Origin of the sequence: Oceanicella actignis (assembly GCF_900111545.1) — a bacterium.
GTDB classification, from domain to species: domain Bacteria; phylum Pseudomonadota; class Alphaproteobacteria; order Rhodobacterales; family Rhodobacteraceae; genus Oceanicella; species Oceanicella actignis.
This window is the reverse complement of sequence record NZ_FOHL01000003.1, coordinates 289,640-305,022: the sequence shown is the minus strand read 5'-3', so window position 1 is coordinate 305,022 and position 15,383 is coordinate 289,640. Positions and strand designations below refer to the sequence as shown.

Below are 15,383 nucleotides of genomic sequence, written 5' to 3'. Positions count from 1 at the left end.
CGGGCGGATTTGGCAGTCACGATAGCGGGATGGCGCGCGGCTGTCCAAGGTCAAAAGCCGCGCCGCCGGCCCCGCGCGCGGGGCCGCGCGATGTTCAGAACACGAACTCGGGCGCCTTGCGGAAGCCTTCCAGCACGGGCGCGGCGGCGTCGAACATGCGCCGCCGGCTGAGCGTGCCGGCCGCGCGCGTCCACACCGCGCAGCTGCCCATCACGCCGCGCATCTCGATGGCGACCAGGCGCCCGCCCTCGCGCAGCTGCGCGGCCAGCGCATCGGGGATCACCTCGACCCCGCCATTGACGAAGATGACGTCATAGGGCGCGTGCTCGGCCACGCCCTGGTCCAGCGGGCCTTCCTTGACCTGCGCGTTGTCGCATTCCAGCTCGGCCAGCAGCTCGGCCGCGCGGGCGGCCATGGCCGCGTCGCTTTCGAGCCCGACAGTCGCCGCGCACAGCCGCGAGATGACGGCGGTCGAGTAGCCGAAGCCGCAGGCGACGTCGAGCACGAGGTCGTCGGGGCCGATCTCGGCCGCGTCCAGCATCTTGGCGAAGACGCGCGGATCGAGCAGCACCCGCCCCTCGGACAGGCGCACATGCTCGCCCGCATAGGCGACGGGGCGCAGGGCGGCGGGCACGAAGCGCTCGCGCGGGACGTGGAGCATCGCTTCGATGATGGGCAGGCTCGTCACGTCCGACGGCCTGACCTGGCTGTCGACCATGGCGACGCGGGCGGCTTCGAAGTCGGTCATCGGGGACTCCCGCTGTGCGTTGAACACGGACGCGAACGCTTTGCCACAGCACGCGCCGTCTGTCCATGCGGCCAAGGCGGCGAAGGCCGAGGCGGGCCGCGCCCGGCGGATCGGCGGCCCCGCCCGCGCGCCGGCGAGGGCGCAAGTCCGAACGCGGCCGCCGGCCCCCGCCCCGCCGGGCCCGCACGGGTCCGGCGCAAGCCGCCTGCGGGTCGCGTCGCCGCGCCTCGCGCCGGACCCGTGCGGGCCCGGCGGCGCGAGGTCTGGATGTTCGCTCTTAATGGCGGGCCCCGGGCGAGCTTGGCGGCGCGGCGCCGCAAGCCAGGCGCCGCCCGCGCAGGCATCGGGCGCGGCCACGCCGTCGGCCAGCCTTCGCGCCGGCGGCCGCCCCTGCGCCCGGGAGACGGGATGCAAGCGCGCGAACCTGTGGGGTCGTCTCGCCTCCGCGCTCCGCACGCGGGCGTCGGGACTACGCGCTTCGCGCGCGGGCGTCGGGACTGGCGGTCGGCGTGGCGCCGGCATTCGCCGGCGGCCGCCCCGCGCGCGGGCGCTGGACATGGGCGCGGGGCGCGGCTATATGACGGCCACGCTCGGACGGGGCGCTGCGGCGACGTGGCGGAGTGGTTACGCAGCGGATTGCAAATCCGTGTACACCGGTTCGATTCCGGTCGTCGCCTCCAGCGCCCCGAGCGCGCCGCCCGTCGGCGCTCGGCTCGGCCGACCAGACCGGCGAGAACGCCGGATCGCACGCGAAGATCGCTTTCGGGACAGACGAATGACCGATCCGAACGCCGCTCCGGCGCCGAAGGCCACGCAGCAGGCGCCGGGCGAGGCTTCGCCGCCGCGCCGCCGCGCCACGCAGTTCGAAACGCCCCCGCCGCGCCGCGACCCCGAGGATCCCTCGCTGCCCGCGCGCACGCGCCGGCGGCTGCGGCGGGCGAACCGCGCGCGCGCGCGCTGGGGCGCGCCCATCGAGACGACGAGCCGCCGCATCCACGCATGGCTCAACATGCTGTTCGTCGATCACGGCGCGCTGCGGCTGATCCATCCGAACCTGCACCGCGTCGGCCGCGACGCCTGGCGCAGCGCCCAGCCCCTGCCCCATCACATCGACCGCTTGGCGCGGCAGGGGCTGCGCACGGTCATCACGCTGCGCGGCGGCGTGATCTTCGGCTCGCTGCCGCTCGAGCGCGAGGCCTGCGCGCGCAACGACGTCACGCTCGAGCGATTCGTGCTGCGCTCGCGCGATCTGCCCAAGGTCGAAGAGCTGCTGGCGCTGGAAGAGCTGGTCGCCCGCGTCGAGCGCCCGGTCCTGTTCCATTGCAAGTCGGGGGCCGACCGGGCGGGCTTCATGGCGGCGCTGTGGCTGATCCTGGCCGAGGGGCGCAGCGTGGCCGAGGCGCGCGGGCAGCTGTCGCTGCGCTACGGGCATCTGAAGATCGGGCCGACGGGCGTGCTCGACCTGTTCATGGAGCGCGCCGCCGAGGCCGAGCGCCGCGGCGTGCCGTTTCGCCAATGGGTGCGCACGGAATACGACCGCGAGGCCATGCGGCGCGAGTTCCGCAGCTCGGGCTTCGGGGCGTTCCTGGTCGATCGCGTGCTGGGGCGCGAATAGCAGCGCGCCCCGCCGCGTTCAGAAGGGCAGCTTGACCCCGGGCGGAAGGTCCAGCCCCTCGGTCGCCTTGGCCATCTCGTCGCGCGCGGCGGCGGCGGCGGCCTCCTGCGCCGACTTGACCGCGGCGACGATCAGATCCTCGACCACCTCGCGCTCTTCGGGGCGGAACAGCGAGGGGTCGATGCTGACGCCCGTCAGCTCGCCCTTGGCCGTGCAGCGCGCGCGCACCAGACCGGCGCCGGCCTCGCCCTCGACCTCGATCGAGGCCAGGCGCTCCTGCGCCTCGGCGATGCGCCCCTGGATCTGCTGCGCCTGCTTCATCAGCTTGGCCATGTCGCCAAGCTGCCCAAGTCCCTTGAACATGTCTCGTCACTCCTCGTATCGATCGACGGGATCCCAGTCGTCCCAGTCGGCGTCGCCGAAATCGGGGGCCTCGTCCTCGGCCGGCGCCAGCGGCGCCAGCGCGCCCGGATCGTCCCCGCCCGCATCAAAGGCGCGCGCCTCGCGGATCTCGGCGCCGGGAAACAGCTCGAGCGCGGCGCCGACCAGCGGATGGCGCATGAGCGCGGCGTGCAGGTCGCGGCGCTCGGCGTCGCGGCGCTCGCGGATGGTGGGCCCGCCGCCCGAGCCCTCGACCGCCACCACCCAGCGCGCCCCGGTCCAGGCCTGAAGCCGCGCCGCCAGATCGGCGGCCAGGCTGGGCGGCGCCTCGGGGGCGGGCTCGAACACGATGCGCCCGGGCTGGTAGCTGACCAGCCGCACATGGGTCTCGACCTCGACCAGCAGCTTGGCGTCGCGGCGCGCGCGGATCAGCGCCACCACGTCGTCGAAGCTGCGCAGCCCGGCCACGGCGTCGGACAGGGCCGCGGGCTCGGCCCGCGCGGCGGCCTGGGGCGCGGCGCCCGCGCGCTGGGCCGGCGCCGCGGATCCGACCGCCGCGCCGCCGGCCGGCGCGCCCGCATGACCCGCCGAGGCGGCGCCGGCGGGCCGCGCCCCCCCGCCCGGCCCGCCCGAAGGCGCCGGCGCGCCGGGCTGGGGGGCGGCGTCGAGCCGGCGCATGATCTCGGCCGGCGTGGGCATGGTGGCCACATGGGTCAGGCGGATGATCGCCATTTCGGCCGCCATCATGGCGTTCGGCGCCGCGGCGGCCTCGTCCAGCGCCTTGAGCAGCATCTGCCACATGCGCAGAAGCGGCGGCTGCCCCAGGCGTCCCGCCAGCTCCAGCCCGCGGGCGCGCTCGTCCGGGCCGATGGCCGGGTCCTCGGCCGCCTGGGGCGAGATCTTGACGACCGAGATCCAGTGCGTGACCTCGGCCAGGTCGCGCAGCACGGCCAGCGGCTCGGCGCCGGCGGCGTATTGCGCGCCCAGCTCGGCCAGGGCCGCGGCGCAGTCGCCGCGCATCACCGCCTCGAACAGGTCCAGCACGCGACCGCGGTCGGCCAGCCCCAGCATGGCGCGCACCTGCTCGGCGTCGGCCTCGCCGCCGCCATGGGCGATGGCCTGGTCGAGCAGCGACAGCGCGTCGCGCGCCGAGCCCTCGGCCGCGCGCGCGATCAGCGCCAGCGCCTCGGGCGCGATGCGCGCGCCCTCCTTGCGGGCGATCGAGTCGAGAAAGGCGATCATCGTCTCGGGGTCGATGCGCCGCAGGTCGAATCGCTGGCAGCGCGACAGCACCGTCACCGGCACCTTGCGGATCTCGGTGGTGGCGAAGATGAACTTCACATGCGCCGGCGGCTCCTCGAGCGTCTTGAGCAACGCGTTGAAGGAGCTGGTCGAGAGCATGTGCACCTCGTCGATGATGTACACCTTGTAGCGCGCGTCGGCCGGCCGGTAGGGCACGCCGGCCAGCAGCTCGCGCATCTTCTCGACCTGGGTGTTGGTGGCCGCGTCCAGCTCGAGCACGTCCACATGGCGCGACTCGGCGATGGCGCGGCAGGGCTCGCAGACGCCGCAGGGCTCGACCGTGGGGCGGTCGTTGGTCCCGTCGGGGCCGACGCAGTTGAGGCCCTTGGCGATGATGCGCGCGGTGGTCGTCTTGCCCACGCCGCGCACGCCGGTCATGACGAAGGCGTGGTGGATGCGGTCGGCGGCGAAGGCGTTGCGCAGCGTGCGCACCATGGCCTCCTGCCCGATCAGATCCTTGAAGCTGGCGGGCCGATACTTGCGCGCAAGAACCTGATAGCCGGCGCTCGGATCGGCGGCGGGGGCGGCGTCGACGTCTGCCGGGGCGTGCGGGTCGGTCATGGGCGGATCTCGCTCGGCTCCTGTCCTGATCGCGCCCGCGCGGGGCGCGTCGGCGCCTCGGCGCCACAGGCGGACCATAGGCCGCGCGCCGCCCGGCCACAAGCGAGCGCGCCGCGCCCTGGCGAAGATGCTCGCGCTTGCCGGAAAGGGCTGGGTGAGAGACTGGACAACGACCCAGACGAGGCTCGTTACGGCTGCTTCCTTCCGGACCTGACCGGGTTGGCGAGGCGCCTGCCCGCGCCAGTCTCTCGCCGCTGACATAATGCCGGCGGGGGCCGAAGGCAAGGCCCGCCGGCGCCGGGGACGAGGATGGCGCCCGTCGGCGCGGGGACGAGGATGGCGCCCGCCGGCGCGGGGACGAGGACGGCGCCCGCGCGCGCCCGGCGGCCGCCGCGCCGTCGTTGCGCCGCCATGCTCGCCTTGCCGCGCCCGGCGCTTGCGCGCCCACCCACGCGCGTCTTGCCGCCATGTCGGGCCGGCCGCGCCAAGGCCGCCCCGCGCCCGCCCGCCCCGGCGGCCGACGGACCGGCGAGGCCGGCGCGATGCCGATGCGGGGCCTTCGCGCGATTGCGCGCGGGCAGAGGTGCGCGCGCCTCGCCCCAGCCCCGCCGCGCTCCAGTCCCGCCGCGCCCCATGCGGGCGTCCGCGCCCTGCGCGCCGGGCAGCCGAAATCAGGCGCCGATCGCCCAGCCCCGCGCCGCCGGCCGCGCCGGGCGATCCCGCCCATCCTTCGCGCGCTCGGGCCGCGCCGTCCCTTGCGGGCGGCCGCGCAAGAGGTCGGCGGCGCGCCCCGCCGCGCGCTGCGCTTGCGGGGGGCGGCGCGCTGGGGCAAGCTCCGCGCCCGGCGGGCGGCGGCGCGGCAAGGCTGCGGGGCCGCGCGCGGCCATGATCGATGCCCAGGGCGCGCCGGCAGGGAACGGGACGAAGCGCATGATCGACGAAGCCGCCATCACCTTCGCCGCAGGCGCGCGCGATCGCGCCGACCGCCTGCGCGCGGACGACGCCGCGCTTGCGGCGATGCTGCGGGCGCCGGGGGCGTTCATCCTGCCGCTCTGGAGGGGCAAGCCGCTGGTGGCCGAAGAGCCCGAGGGGCTGCGGCTGGCCTGGCTCTCGCCCGGGGCGCCGCTGCTGGCCGAGAGCGCCGAGGCGCCCGTCTTCCTGGGCCTGTCGGACGAGCAGGGGTGCTTCGCGCTGGACGTTTCCGCCTGGCAGGCCCCCGAGGCCCCCGCGCCCGGCGGACTGGCGGACCGCACGGTCAACCGCCATCCCTCGCTGCCGCCGCATATGGGGTTCATGGACCTGCGCCTGGCGATGGCCCGGCTCGACGCGCAGGACGCCGCCGACGCCGCCACCGCCAAGGGCGTGCTCGAATGGCGGCGCACGCACCGGTTCTGCGCCCGCTGCGGCGCCCCCACGCGCCCCGAGCATGGCGGCTGGCGCACCGCCTGCGACGGCTGCGGCGCGCGTCATTTCCCGCGCACCGACCCGGTGACCATCATGCTGGTGACACGGGGCGACCAGGTCCTCCTGGGCCGCCAGCCCTTCTGGCCCGAGGGCATGTATTCGCTGCTGGCCGGCTTCATGGAGCCGGGCGAGAGCATCGAGGCCGCCGTCCGCCGCGAGACCATGGAGGAAACCGGCGTGCGGGTGGGGCGCGTGCGCTACCTGGCCAGCCAGCCCTGGCCGTTCCCCTCTTCGCTGATGATCGGCTGCGCGGCCGAGGCGCTGAACGCGCGCATCACGCTGGACGAGCAGGAGCTGGAAGAGGCGCTGTGGATCACGCGCGCCGAGGCGGCGCAGGCGCTGGCCGGACGCCATCCGCGGATCGCGCCCGCGCGCCCCGGCGCCATCGCCCGCAGCCTGATCGAGGCCTGGGTCGAGGGCCGCGTGCCGCCCTTCGAGTGATTCGGCCCGCCTCGCCCGCGCCCTCTGGCCCGCGCCGCCTGACCCGAGCCGCCCGCCCGACGCGCCCGACCTCGCTCTCCCGCCCGGCTTGCGCCGTCGCGGCCGCCGTTTGGGTGCGGCGCCCGAAGCGTGTTATGCTCGCCCATGGGCTGAACGCCCGATCCCCAAGCGATCAACGGAGGCGAGCCATGACCGTCGAAACCGCCACCATCAAGGCCCAGGCGCTGTTCGATCAGCTTGGCCCCAAGGCGATCGCCGCGGCGGCGCGGCGCGCGGCCGAGGCCGAAAGCGCCGGGCACGCCGAGGAGGCGACCCTGTGGCGCCGGATCGAGGAGATCTGCAAGGAGCTGCGCGGCAACCGCGAATCGTGAACCGAGGCGCGAGGCGATTCGCGGCGCGCGCGGCCCGGCCTCAGCGCCCCGCCGCGGCGGGGCGCACCGTGTCGCGGTAAGGGTGCGCGGGATAGACGCCCAGGATCTTGACCTCGTTGGTGAAGAAGCCCAGCTCCTCGAGCGCGAGCCGCACCGGGCGCTGCTCGGGATGGCCCTCGATGTCGGCGTAGAAGCGCGTCGCGGTGAAGGACCCGTTCACCATGTAGCTTTCGAGCTTGACCATGTTCACGCCGTTGGTCGCAAAGCCCCCCAGCGCCTTGTAAAGCGCGGCGGGCACGTTGCGCACCTCGAAGACGAAGCTGGTCAGCACATGGGGCGCGTCGGGCTCGGCCTCGATCTTGCGGCGCGACATGACCAGAAAGCGCGTGGCGTTGTGCGAGGCGTCCTGCACGTCTTCGGCCAGCACCTCGAGATCGTTGATCTGCGCCGCCAGCGCCGAGGCCAGCGCCGCGCGGCGCGGGTCGCCCTCGCGCGCGATCTGCGCCGCCGAGCCGGCCGTGTCCGCGCCGATCACCGGACGGATGCCGTGGCTGCGCAGGAACTCGCGGCACTGGCCGAGCAGAACGGCGTGGCTTTGCGCCTCTTCGACCTGATCGAGGCGCGCGCCGCGCGGCCCCAGCAGATGGATGCGCACGGGCACGAAGGTTTCGCCGACGATGAACAGCCCGGAATCGGGCAGCAGCGAATGGATGTCCGCCACGCGCCCGTAGGTCGAATTCTCGACCGGCAGCATGGCCAGCTCGGCCTCGCCCGACTTGACCGCGGCGATGGCCGCCTCGAAGGTCGGACAGGGCAGCGGCTCCATGGCCGGAAAGGCGTCGAGGCAGGCCATGTGCGAATAGGCGCCCGGCTCGCCCTGAAAGGCGATCCGCCCGGCGGCGGCATGGGCGGGAAGGCTGACGCGGTTCGCGGTCTGCGCGGCGGTCTGGGACACGGCGGGGCTCCTGCCTCGGCGGGGCTTCTCGGTGGGCCTTGCGGCGCGGTCGGACGACAGGTCGCGCTTATACGACTTGCGGGAAGGAACGGGAAGCGGCTAATAACCCGCGAGCATTGCCGCGGGCGCGCGCCCGCATTCCAACGCAGAGGGCCGCCTGTCATGGACACGATGGAGTTCAACAAATTCTTCGGCGCCGCCGTGGGCGCGCTGCTGGTGTATATGGGGCTCGGCTTCTTCTCGGAGCTGATCTATCGCGGCGGCGGCGGCCATGACGGCGAACACCACTACGCCTACGCCCTGGCGGTCGAAGAAGGCGGCGACGAGGGCGCGGCCAAGGAAGAGGAAGTTCCCTTCGCCGACCTGCTGGCCCAGGCCGACCCCGCCAAGGGCGAGAAGGTGTTCGGCAAGTGCAAGGCCTGCCACAAGCTTGACGGGACCAACGCCACCGGCCCGCATCTGAAAGGCGTGGTCGGCCGCCCCGTGGGCGCGGTCGAGGGGTTCAACTACTCGGCGGCCATGGCCAGCCATGGCGGCGAGTGGACCCCCGAGGCGCTGAACGAATTCCTGGCCAAGCCCAAGGACTACATCCCCGGCACCAAGATGAGCTTCGCCGGCCTCAAGAAGGTCGAGGACCGCGCGAACCTGATCGCCTACCTGCAGTCCGTGCAGGCGCAGTGACCCCTACGATTGCGGCGCGCCCGGACCCGCGTCCGGGCGCCCGCCCCGCTCAGGGCTGGATCAGGCCGAAGCCCAGAGCGTAGCTGAGCGCCTGATCGCGCGTGCGCGCCCCAAGCCGCGCCTTGGCCGAAGTGATCTGGTTGCGGATGGTCTTTTCCGACTTGCCGAAGATCTGCGCGATCTGCTGAGGCCGCAGCCCCTTCGCCAGCTCGTTCATCACCGCCACCTCGCTGGGCGTCAGGCGCGAGACGCGGCTGTCGATGACTTCCTTGAGCATCAGGTCCTTGAGCAGCGTCGCCGCCGCGCGCGCCAGCCAGGCGGTGCGCCAGAACTGCGTCTCGAAGGCTTCCGAGGTCATGCCCGCCGGCCCCGAGACCGACAGCACCGCATGGAACATCGAACCCGGAGAAGCCGAGGGAAAGGTGGCTCCGCAGGTGACGCCGTGCGCCAGAAGGTTCTCGATCACAGCGCGCGCGCCCGGCTCGTCCGCCGCCTCGCGCTGGCGGTAGAACTCGGCCCAGGTGAACGGCGCCGCCGCGCGGTAGGCCCGCGCGATGATCGGATCGCCCCGGATCAGGTTCTGATGCGCGTGCATCTCGGTCACCGGGGTCATCGCCCCGCGCATCAGGATCGGCTCGAACGCCATGTCGGCGCCGTCGCGAAACAGCGCGCCGAAGACGAATCCCGAATAGCCAAGGCTTTCGAGCAAGGAGGCGAAGCGCTCCTGACTGTCCGAAAGCTTCTTGCTTTCGGTCATTTCCCGCAGCGCGTTCAGAGCGAACATCGCCTGCGCCGCTGGATCGTCGGATGGTATGGCGTCGGCGTCGGGCAGAAAATTCGGCAGGAAACCCGCCTTAGAATAGGAGCTCATGCCGCTCCCCCATAATGAATTAGCTTCACGCCGCGTCAAACGCACGGCTTACGCCAATCTATCCGAACAATTGTATAGGGTTTTCATTTCGAGACAAGAGCCGTGGCCCCGACCCGCCCCGCCCCCGCCCCGCCCCGGGCGGGTTGAAACGCGCGCCCGCGCGCCCTAACCATGCTTGGACAAGGCGCTTGCGCAGGCCGCCCGCGCGGCGCCCAACAGGGAGAGGATCGCATGACGGGCCGTTTCATCCGCGCCATCGCCCGCGCAGGGCTGGGCGCGCTCGCCCTTGCCGCCGCCGTCGCCGCGCCCGCGGCCGCGCAGGCGCCCTTCGTCCCCGCCCCGCAGGCCGACGGGCTGATCCATGCGCATGGCATCTCGGCCTTCGGCGACCTGAAATACCCGCCGGACTTCGCCCATTTCGACTATGCCGACCCCGACGCGCCCAAGGGCGGGATCTGGTCGGGGCGCGGCACGGGCGGCTCGAACACCTTCGACAGCCTCAACCCCTTCATCCTCAAGGGAGAGCCCGCGCAGGGCGTGGGGCTGACGCTGGATTCGCTGCTGACCTCCTCGGCCGACGAGCCGGACTCGGCCTATGGCCTGGTCGCGCGCGAGATCGTCTACCCCCCCGACCGCTCCTGGGTGCGCTTCGTCCTGCGGCCCGAGGCGCGCTTCGCCGACGGCAGCCCCCTGACGGCCGAGGACGTGGCCTTCAGCTTCGAGATCCTGCGCGACAAGGGCTCGCCCTCGATCCGCCTGCGGCTGCGCGACGTCGCCTCGGTCACGGTCGAGGCGCCCGACGCGGTGCGCTACGACTTCGCCCCCGGCGCGCTGACGCGCGATCTGCCGGCGCTGGTGGGCTCGCTGCCTATCTTCTCGAAGGCATGGTGGCAGGGGCGCGACTTCGCGCAGTCCTCGCTCGAGCCGATCCTGGGGTCGGGGCCCTACGAGGTCGAGGAGGTCAAGCCCGGGCGCTCGATCACCTACCGGCGGCGCGACGACTACTGGGCGCGCGACCTGCCCGCGATGCGCGGCGCCTACAATTTCGACCGCATCCGCTTCGAGTATTTCAAGGACTACACCGCCGCCTTCGAGGCCTTCAAGGCCGGCGCCTTCCTGTTTCACGAGGAGTTCTTCTCGAAGATCTGGGCGACCGGATACGACTTTCCGGCCGTCGAGAAGGGCTGGGTCAAGCGCGAGATCCTGCCCGACCGCACGCCCTCGGGCACGCAGGGCTTCTGGTTCAACCTGCGCCGCGCCAAGTTCCAGGACCCGCGCGTGCGCGAGGCGATCGCGCTGGGCTTCGATTTCGAATGGTCGAACCGCACCCTGTTCCACGGCCTCTACAGGCGCACCGACAGCTTCTTCGAGAACTCGCCGCTCGAGGCCGAGGGCCCGCCGAGCGAAGCCGAGCTGGCGCTGCTGCGCCCGCTGGCGGCGCATCTGCCCCCCGCCGCGCTCGAGGGGCCGCCCTATTCGCCCCCGGTCAGCAACGGATCGGGCAGCGACCGGCGCCTGCTGCGCCGGGCGATGAAGCTGCTGGACGCGGCGGGCTGGAAGGTGCGCGACGGGCTGCGCCGCAACGCGGCGGGCGAGGTGCTGAGCATCGAGTTCCTGGACGACAGCCCCACCTTCCAGCGCATCATCGGCCCCTTCATCGAGAACCTGCGCAAGATGGGGATCGACGCGCGCCTGCGCATCGTGGACGCGGCGCAATACCAGGCGCGGGTCAAGAATTTCGACTTCGACATCGTGCCGGGCCGCTTCGTGATGTCGCTCACGCCCGGGCCCGAGCTGCGCAACATGTTCGGCTCGGCCGGGGCCGATCAACCCGGCGCGCCGAACCTGACGGGGCTGGCCAACCCGGCGGTGGACGCGCTGATCGAGAAGGTCGTCTCGGCCCGCTCGCGCGAAGAGCTGACCACCGCCGTGCATGCGCTGGACCGCGCGCTGCGGTCGCTGCACATCTGGGTTCCGAACTGGCACAAGAGCGGCCACACCGTCGCCTATTGGGACGTGTTCGGCCGCCCGCCGGTCAAGCCGCCCTTCGCGCGCGGGGTGATCGGCCTGTGGTGGTGGGACGAAGAGAAGGCCGCCCGCCTCAGGGCCGAGGGCGCGCTGTGAGCGCGCCCCGCGCCGCGGCGGAGGGCTGAGCCATGTCCGCCTACATCCTGCGCCGCCTCTTGCTGATGATCCCCACCCTGCTGGGGATCCTGCTGATCAACTTCGTGGTGATCCAGTTCGCCCCCGGCGGCCCGGTCGAGCAGATCATCGCCCAGCTGACCGACGCCGGTTCGGCCACCGACCGCTTCTCGGGCGGCGGGTCGGACGCGGGCGGCCCCGCCGCCGCCCCCGGCGCCGAGAGCCAGTATCGCGGCGCGCAAGGGCTCGACCCCGAATTCATCAAGGAGCTCGAGCGCCAGTTCGGCTTCGACAAGCCCCCCGCCGAGCGCTTCGTCCAGATGGTGTGGAACTACGCCCGCTTCGATCTGGGCGAGAGCTATTTCCGTTCGATCTCGGTCATCGACCTGATCCTCGAGAAGATGCCCGTCTCGATCTCGCTGGGTCTGTGGACGACGCTGCTCAGCTACCTGGTCTCGATCCCGCTGGGCATCCGCAAGGCGGTGCGCGACGGCACGCCCTTCGACGCCTGGACCTCGGCGGTGGTGATCGTCGGCTATGCGATCCCCGGCTTCCTGTTCGCGGTGATTCTGCTGATCTTCTTCGCCGGCGGCAGCTACGTGCAGTGGTTCCCGCTGCGCGGGCTGACCTCGGACGACTGGGACCAGCTGAGCCTGGCGGGCAAGGTGCTGGACTATCTGTGGCACATCACGCTGCCGGTGACGGCGATGACCATTTCGGGCTTCGCGACGCTGACGCTGCTGACCAAGAACTCGTTCCTGGACGAGATCCGCAAGCAATACGTCGTCACCGCCCGCGCCAAGGGCCTGAGCGAGCGGCAGGTGCTTTACGGCCACGTCTTCCGCAACGCGATGCTGATCGTCATCGCCGGCTTTCCGGGCGCGTTCGTGTCGATCTTCTTCACCGGCGCCTTCGTGATCGAGATCGTGTTCTCGCTGGACGGGCTGGGGCTCCTGGGCTTCGAAAGCGTCGTCAACCGCGACTACCCGGTGGTGTTCGGCACGCTCTACCTGTTCTCGCTGATGGGGATGTTCGTGAAGCTGATCTCGGACCTGACCTATGTCTGGATCGATCCGCGCATCGATTTCGAGAGCCGCGAGACATGAAGCTGGACGCGCTGCAGCGCCGCAGATGGCGCAACTTCAGGGCCAACCGCCGGGGCTTCTGGTCGCTGTGGATCTTCCTGGCGCTGTTCGTCATCTCGCTGTTCGCCGAGTTCGTCGCCAACGACAAGCCCATTCTCGTCGTCTATCGCGGGCAGGCGATGTTCCCGATCTTCGAATTCCATGCCGAGACCGAGTTCGGCGGCGATTTCGAGACCGAGGCCGACTACCGCTCGGTCGAGGTGCAGTGCCTGATCCTGACCGGCGGACTTCGGCAGTGCTTCGACGACCCCGAGGGGCTGATCGCGCGCGCGCGCGCCGGCGACCTGCCCGAGGGCGGGCGGGCGGGGCGCATCGTCTGGCCGCTCATTCCCTTTTCCTACGACACGATCAACTATCAGGTTGCGCAGGCGCCCTCGCCGCCCGACTCGGTCAACTGGCTGGGCACGGACGACCAGGCGCGCGACGTGCTGGCGCGGGTGATCTACGGCTTCCGCATCTCGGTGCTGTTCGGCTTCGCGCTGACGGCGCTGTCCTCGGTCATCGGCATCTTCGCGGGCGCGGCGCAGGGCTATTTCGGCGGCTGGGTCGATCTGACGTTCCAGCGCGTCGAAGAGATCTGGTCCGCCATTCCGGTGCTGTTCCTGATCATGATCATCGCCGCCATCGTCGAGCCCACCTTCTGGTCGATGCTGTTCCTTCTGTCGCTGTTCCAGTGGACGGCGCTGGTGGGCGTGGTGCGCGCCGAATTCCTGCGCGCGCGCAACTTCGAATACGTGCGCGCGGCGCGGGCGCTGGGCGTGGGCGACTGGACGATCATGCGCCGCCATCTTCTGCCCAACGCGATGGTGGCGACGCTGACCATGCTGCCCTTCATTCTGACCTCGTCCATCTCGACGCTGGCGACGCTGGACTTCATCGGCTTCGGCCTGCCGCCCAGCTATCCGTCGCTGGGCGACCTGGCGCTGCAGGGCAAGAACAACCTTCAGGCGCCGTGGCTGGGCTTCACCGCCTTCTTCACCTTCGCGATCATGCTGTCGCTGCTGGTCTTCGTGTTCGAGGCCGTGCGCGACGCCTTCGATCCGCGCAAGATCTTCCGATGAGGAGCCGCCCATGACCTTGCTCGAGGCGCGCGATCTGAGCGTGGACTTCGTCACGCGCGAGGGGCGCACGCGCGCCGTGCGCGGCGTCAGCTTCGACGTCGCGCGCGGCGAGACGGTGGCGCTGGTGGGCGAAAGCGGTTCGGGCAAGTCGGTCACCGCGCTGTCGCTGGTGGGGCTGCTGCCCGAGGGCGCGCAGGTTTCGGGCTCGGCCCGCTTCGAGGGGCGCGAGCTGATCGGCGCGCCCGAAAGCGCGCTGCGCCGCGTGCGCGGCAACGACATCGCCTTCGTGTTCCAGGAGCCGATGACCTCGCTCAACCCGCTGCACACGGTCGAGCGCCAGATCTCCGAGTGCCTGGCCCTGCACCAGGGCCTGACCGGGGCGGCTGCGCGCGCGCGGGTGATCGACCTGTTGGCCAAGGTCGGGCTGCGCGAGCCCGAAAAGCGGCTCGACGACTATCCCCACCAGCTGTCGGGCGGCCAGCGCCAGCGCGTGATGATCGCCATGGCGCTGGCCAACGGCCCCAGGCTGCTGGTGGCCGACGAGCCGACCACCGCGCTCGACGTGACCATCCAGGCGCAGATCCTGGACCTTCTGGCGCGGCTGCAGCGCGAAGAAGGGCTGTCGATGCTGTTCATCACGCACGATCTGGGCATCGTGCGGCGCATCGCCGACCGGGTGTGCGTGATGCGCGCGGGCGAGATCGTCGAGCGCGGCCCCTGCGCGCAGATCTTCTCGGACCCGCGCCATCCCTACACCCGCGCGCTGCTCGACGCCGAACCGGCCGGGCGCCCCGACCCCCTGCCCGCCGATTCGCCCGAGATCCTGCGCGCCGAGAAGCTGCGCGTGTGGTTCCCCATCCGCCGCGGCCTGATGCGGCGCACGGTCGGGCATGTGAAGGCGGTCAACGGCGCCGACGTGACGCTGCGCGCGCGCGAGACGCTGGGCGTGGTCGGCGAATCGGGCTCGGGCAAGACGACGCTGGCGCTGGCGCTGACGCGGCTGATCCCCTCGCAGGGGCCGATCGTGTTCATGGGCAAGCGCATCGACGGGCTGAAATCGCGCGCCATGGCGCCGCTGCGGCGGCAGATGCAGATCGTCTTTCAGGACCCCTACGGCTCGCTCAGCCCGCGCATGTCGGTCGAGCGCATCGTCGCCGAGGGGCTGAGCGTGCACGGGCTCGACAAGGACCGCCCCCGGCGCGAGGCCGTGGCCGAGGCGCTGACCGAAGTCGGGCTCGACCCCGACATGATGGACCGCTACCCGCACGAGTTCTCGGGCGGCCAGCGCCAGCGCATCGCGGTGGCGCGGGCGATCATCCTCAAGCCGCGGCTCGTGGCGCTGGACGAGCCGACCTCGGCGCTGGACATGACCGTGCAGGCGCAGATCGTCGAGCTGCTGCGCGATCTGCAGCGCCGGCACGGGCTGGCCTACATCTTCATCAGCCACGATCTCAAGGTGGTGCGGGCGCTGGCGCACAAGGTAATGGTGATGCGCGCGGGCGACGTGGTCGAGGCCGGACCGGCGGATCAGGTGTTCTCGGCCCCCAGCCATCCCTACACGCGCAAGCTGTTCGAGGCGGCCTTCGGCGGGCGCGCCGGCTCGGACCCCGGCAGGGGCGGCTGAAGCCCCGAGGGGCCGCAGGGT

The 15,383-nt window shown here is 72.0% G+C and carries 13 protein-coding genes, 1 tRNA gene and 1 other RNA gene; 9 read left to right on the top strand and 6 right to left on the bottom strand.

Annotated elements, in window-relative coordinates; genetic code table 11:
- Positions 1–94: 94 nt before the first annotated feature.
- Positions 95–748 carry a protein-L-isoaspartate O-methyltransferase family protein gene (locus tag BMW67_RS06680; RefSeq protein ID WP_072746297.1) on the bottom strand — a complete coding sequence of 218 codons (654 nt, stop codon included), beginning with the start codon at positions 746–748 and terminating at the stop codon, positions 95–97.
- A 606-nt stretch (positions 749–1,354) separates the two neighbouring features.
- Here BMW67_RS06680 and BMW67_RS06675 point away from each other — a divergent pair.
- A tRNA-Cys gene (locus BMW67_RS06675) sits at positions 1,355–1,428 on the top strand.
- Between the two features lie 95 nt (positions 1,429–1,523).
- Positions 1,524–2,363, top strand: coding sequence for a fused DSP-PTPase phosphatase/NAD kinase-like protein (locus BMW67_RS06670; protein WP_125458979.1), 840 nt, complete (start codon positions 1,524–1,526; stop codon positions 2,361–2,363).
- Between the two features lie 18 nt (positions 2,364–2,381).
- On the opposite strand, the gene BMW67_RS06665 is transcribed toward BMW67_RS06670, so the two are convergent.
- The 3 genes from BMW67_RS06665 to ffs form a co-directional block, all read right to left on the bottom strand.
- The gene (locus tag BMW67_RS06665) at positions 2,382–2,726 is read right to left on the bottom strand and encodes a YbaB/EbfC family nucleoid-associated protein (RefSeq protein WP_072746298.1); all 345 of its coding nucleotides are present in this window, start codon (positions 2,724–2,726) and stop codon (positions 2,382–2,384) included.
- Between the two features lie 6 nt (positions 2,727–2,732).
- A complete protein-coding gene (locus BMW67_RS06660; protein WP_072746299.1) occupies positions 2,733–4,607 on the bottom strand; it encodes a DNA polymerase III subunit gamma/tau in 1,875 nt (624 codons plus the stop codon).
- Between the two features lie 152 nt (positions 4,608–4,759).
- Positions 4,760–4,858: signal recognition particle sRNA small type (gene ffs, locus BMW67_RS06655), an RNA gene on the bottom strand.
- Positions 4,859–5,537: 679 nt separating this feature from the next.
- Here ffs and nudC point away from each other — a divergent pair.
- Together nudC and BMW67_RS06640 are read left to right on the top strand one after the other, a co-directional pair.
- Complete coding sequence (gene nudC, locus BMW67_RS06645) at positions 5,538–6,512, top strand: NAD(+) diphosphatase (protein WP_072746301.1); 975 nt, start codon at positions 5,538–5,540, stop codon at positions 6,510–6,512.
- Between the two features lie 188 nt (positions 6,513–6,700).
- Positions 6,701–6,883 (top strand): hypothetical protein, encoded by a 183-nt coding sequence (locus BMW67_RS06640; protein ID WP_072746302.1) that lies wholly within the window; start codon positions 6,701–6,703, stop codon positions 6,881–6,883.
- A gap of 40 nt (positions 6,884–6,923) precedes the next feature.
- Here BMW67_RS06640 and BMW67_RS06635 read toward each other — a convergent pair whose 3' ends face one another.
- A complete protein-coding gene (locus tag BMW67_RS06635; protein WP_072746303.1) occupies positions 6,924–7,838 on the bottom strand; it encodes a prephenate dehydratase in 915 nt (304 codons plus the stop codon).
- A gap of 162 nt (positions 7,839–8,000) precedes the next feature.
- Here BMW67_RS06635 and BMW67_RS06630 point away from each other — a divergent pair, with 162 nt between their 5' ends.
- The gene (locus BMW67_RS06630) at positions 8,001–8,519 is read left to right on the top strand and encodes a c-type cytochrome (protein WP_072746304.1); all 519 of its coding nucleotides are present in this window, start codon (positions 8,001–8,003) and stop codon (positions 8,517–8,519) included.
- Between the two features lie 49 nt (positions 8,520–8,568).
- Here the strand turns inward: BMW67_RS06630 and BMW67_RS06625 are convergent, their stop codons facing one another.
- Positions 8,569–9,390 (bottom strand): helix-turn-helix transcriptional regulator, encoded by an 822-nt coding sequence (locus tag BMW67_RS06625; RefSeq protein WP_083581144.1) that lies wholly within the window; start codon positions 9,388–9,390, stop codon positions 8,569–8,571.
- 231 nt (positions 9,391–9,621) lie between these two features.
- On the opposite strand from BMW67_RS06625, the gene BMW67_RS06620 reads away from it, so the two are divergent.
- From BMW67_RS06620 to BMW67_RS06605, 4 genes are read left to right on the top strand one after another with little or no spacing between them, the layout of a single operon-like run.
- Positions 9,622–11,514 carry an extracellular solute-binding protein gene (locus BMW67_RS06620; protein ID WP_072746306.1) on the top strand — a complete coding sequence of 631 codons (1,893 nt, stop codon included), beginning with the start codon at positions 9,622–9,624 and terminating at the stop codon, positions 11,512–11,514.
- Positions 11,515–11,546: 32 nt separating this feature from the next.
- Entirely contained in the window at positions 11,547–12,638 is a 1,092-nt protein-coding gene (locus BMW67_RS06615; RefSeq protein ID WP_072746307.1) for a microcin C ABC transporter permease YejB, read from the top strand.
- Positions 12,635–13,738, top strand: coding sequence for an ABC transporter permease (locus BMW67_RS06610; RefSeq protein ID WP_072746308.1), 1,104 nt, complete (start codon positions 12,635–12,637; stop codon positions 13,736–13,738). The genes BMW67_RS06615 and BMW67_RS06610 overlap by 4 nt, the downstream gene beginning before the upstream one ends.
- Before the next feature lie 10 nt (positions 13,739–13,748).
- Positions 13,749–15,362, top strand: coding sequence for an ABC transporter ATP-binding protein (locus BMW67_RS06605; RefSeq protein WP_072746309.1), 1,614 nt, complete (start codon positions 13,749–13,751; stop codon positions 15,360–15,362).
- Positions 15,363–15,383 lie beyond the last annotated feature (21 nt).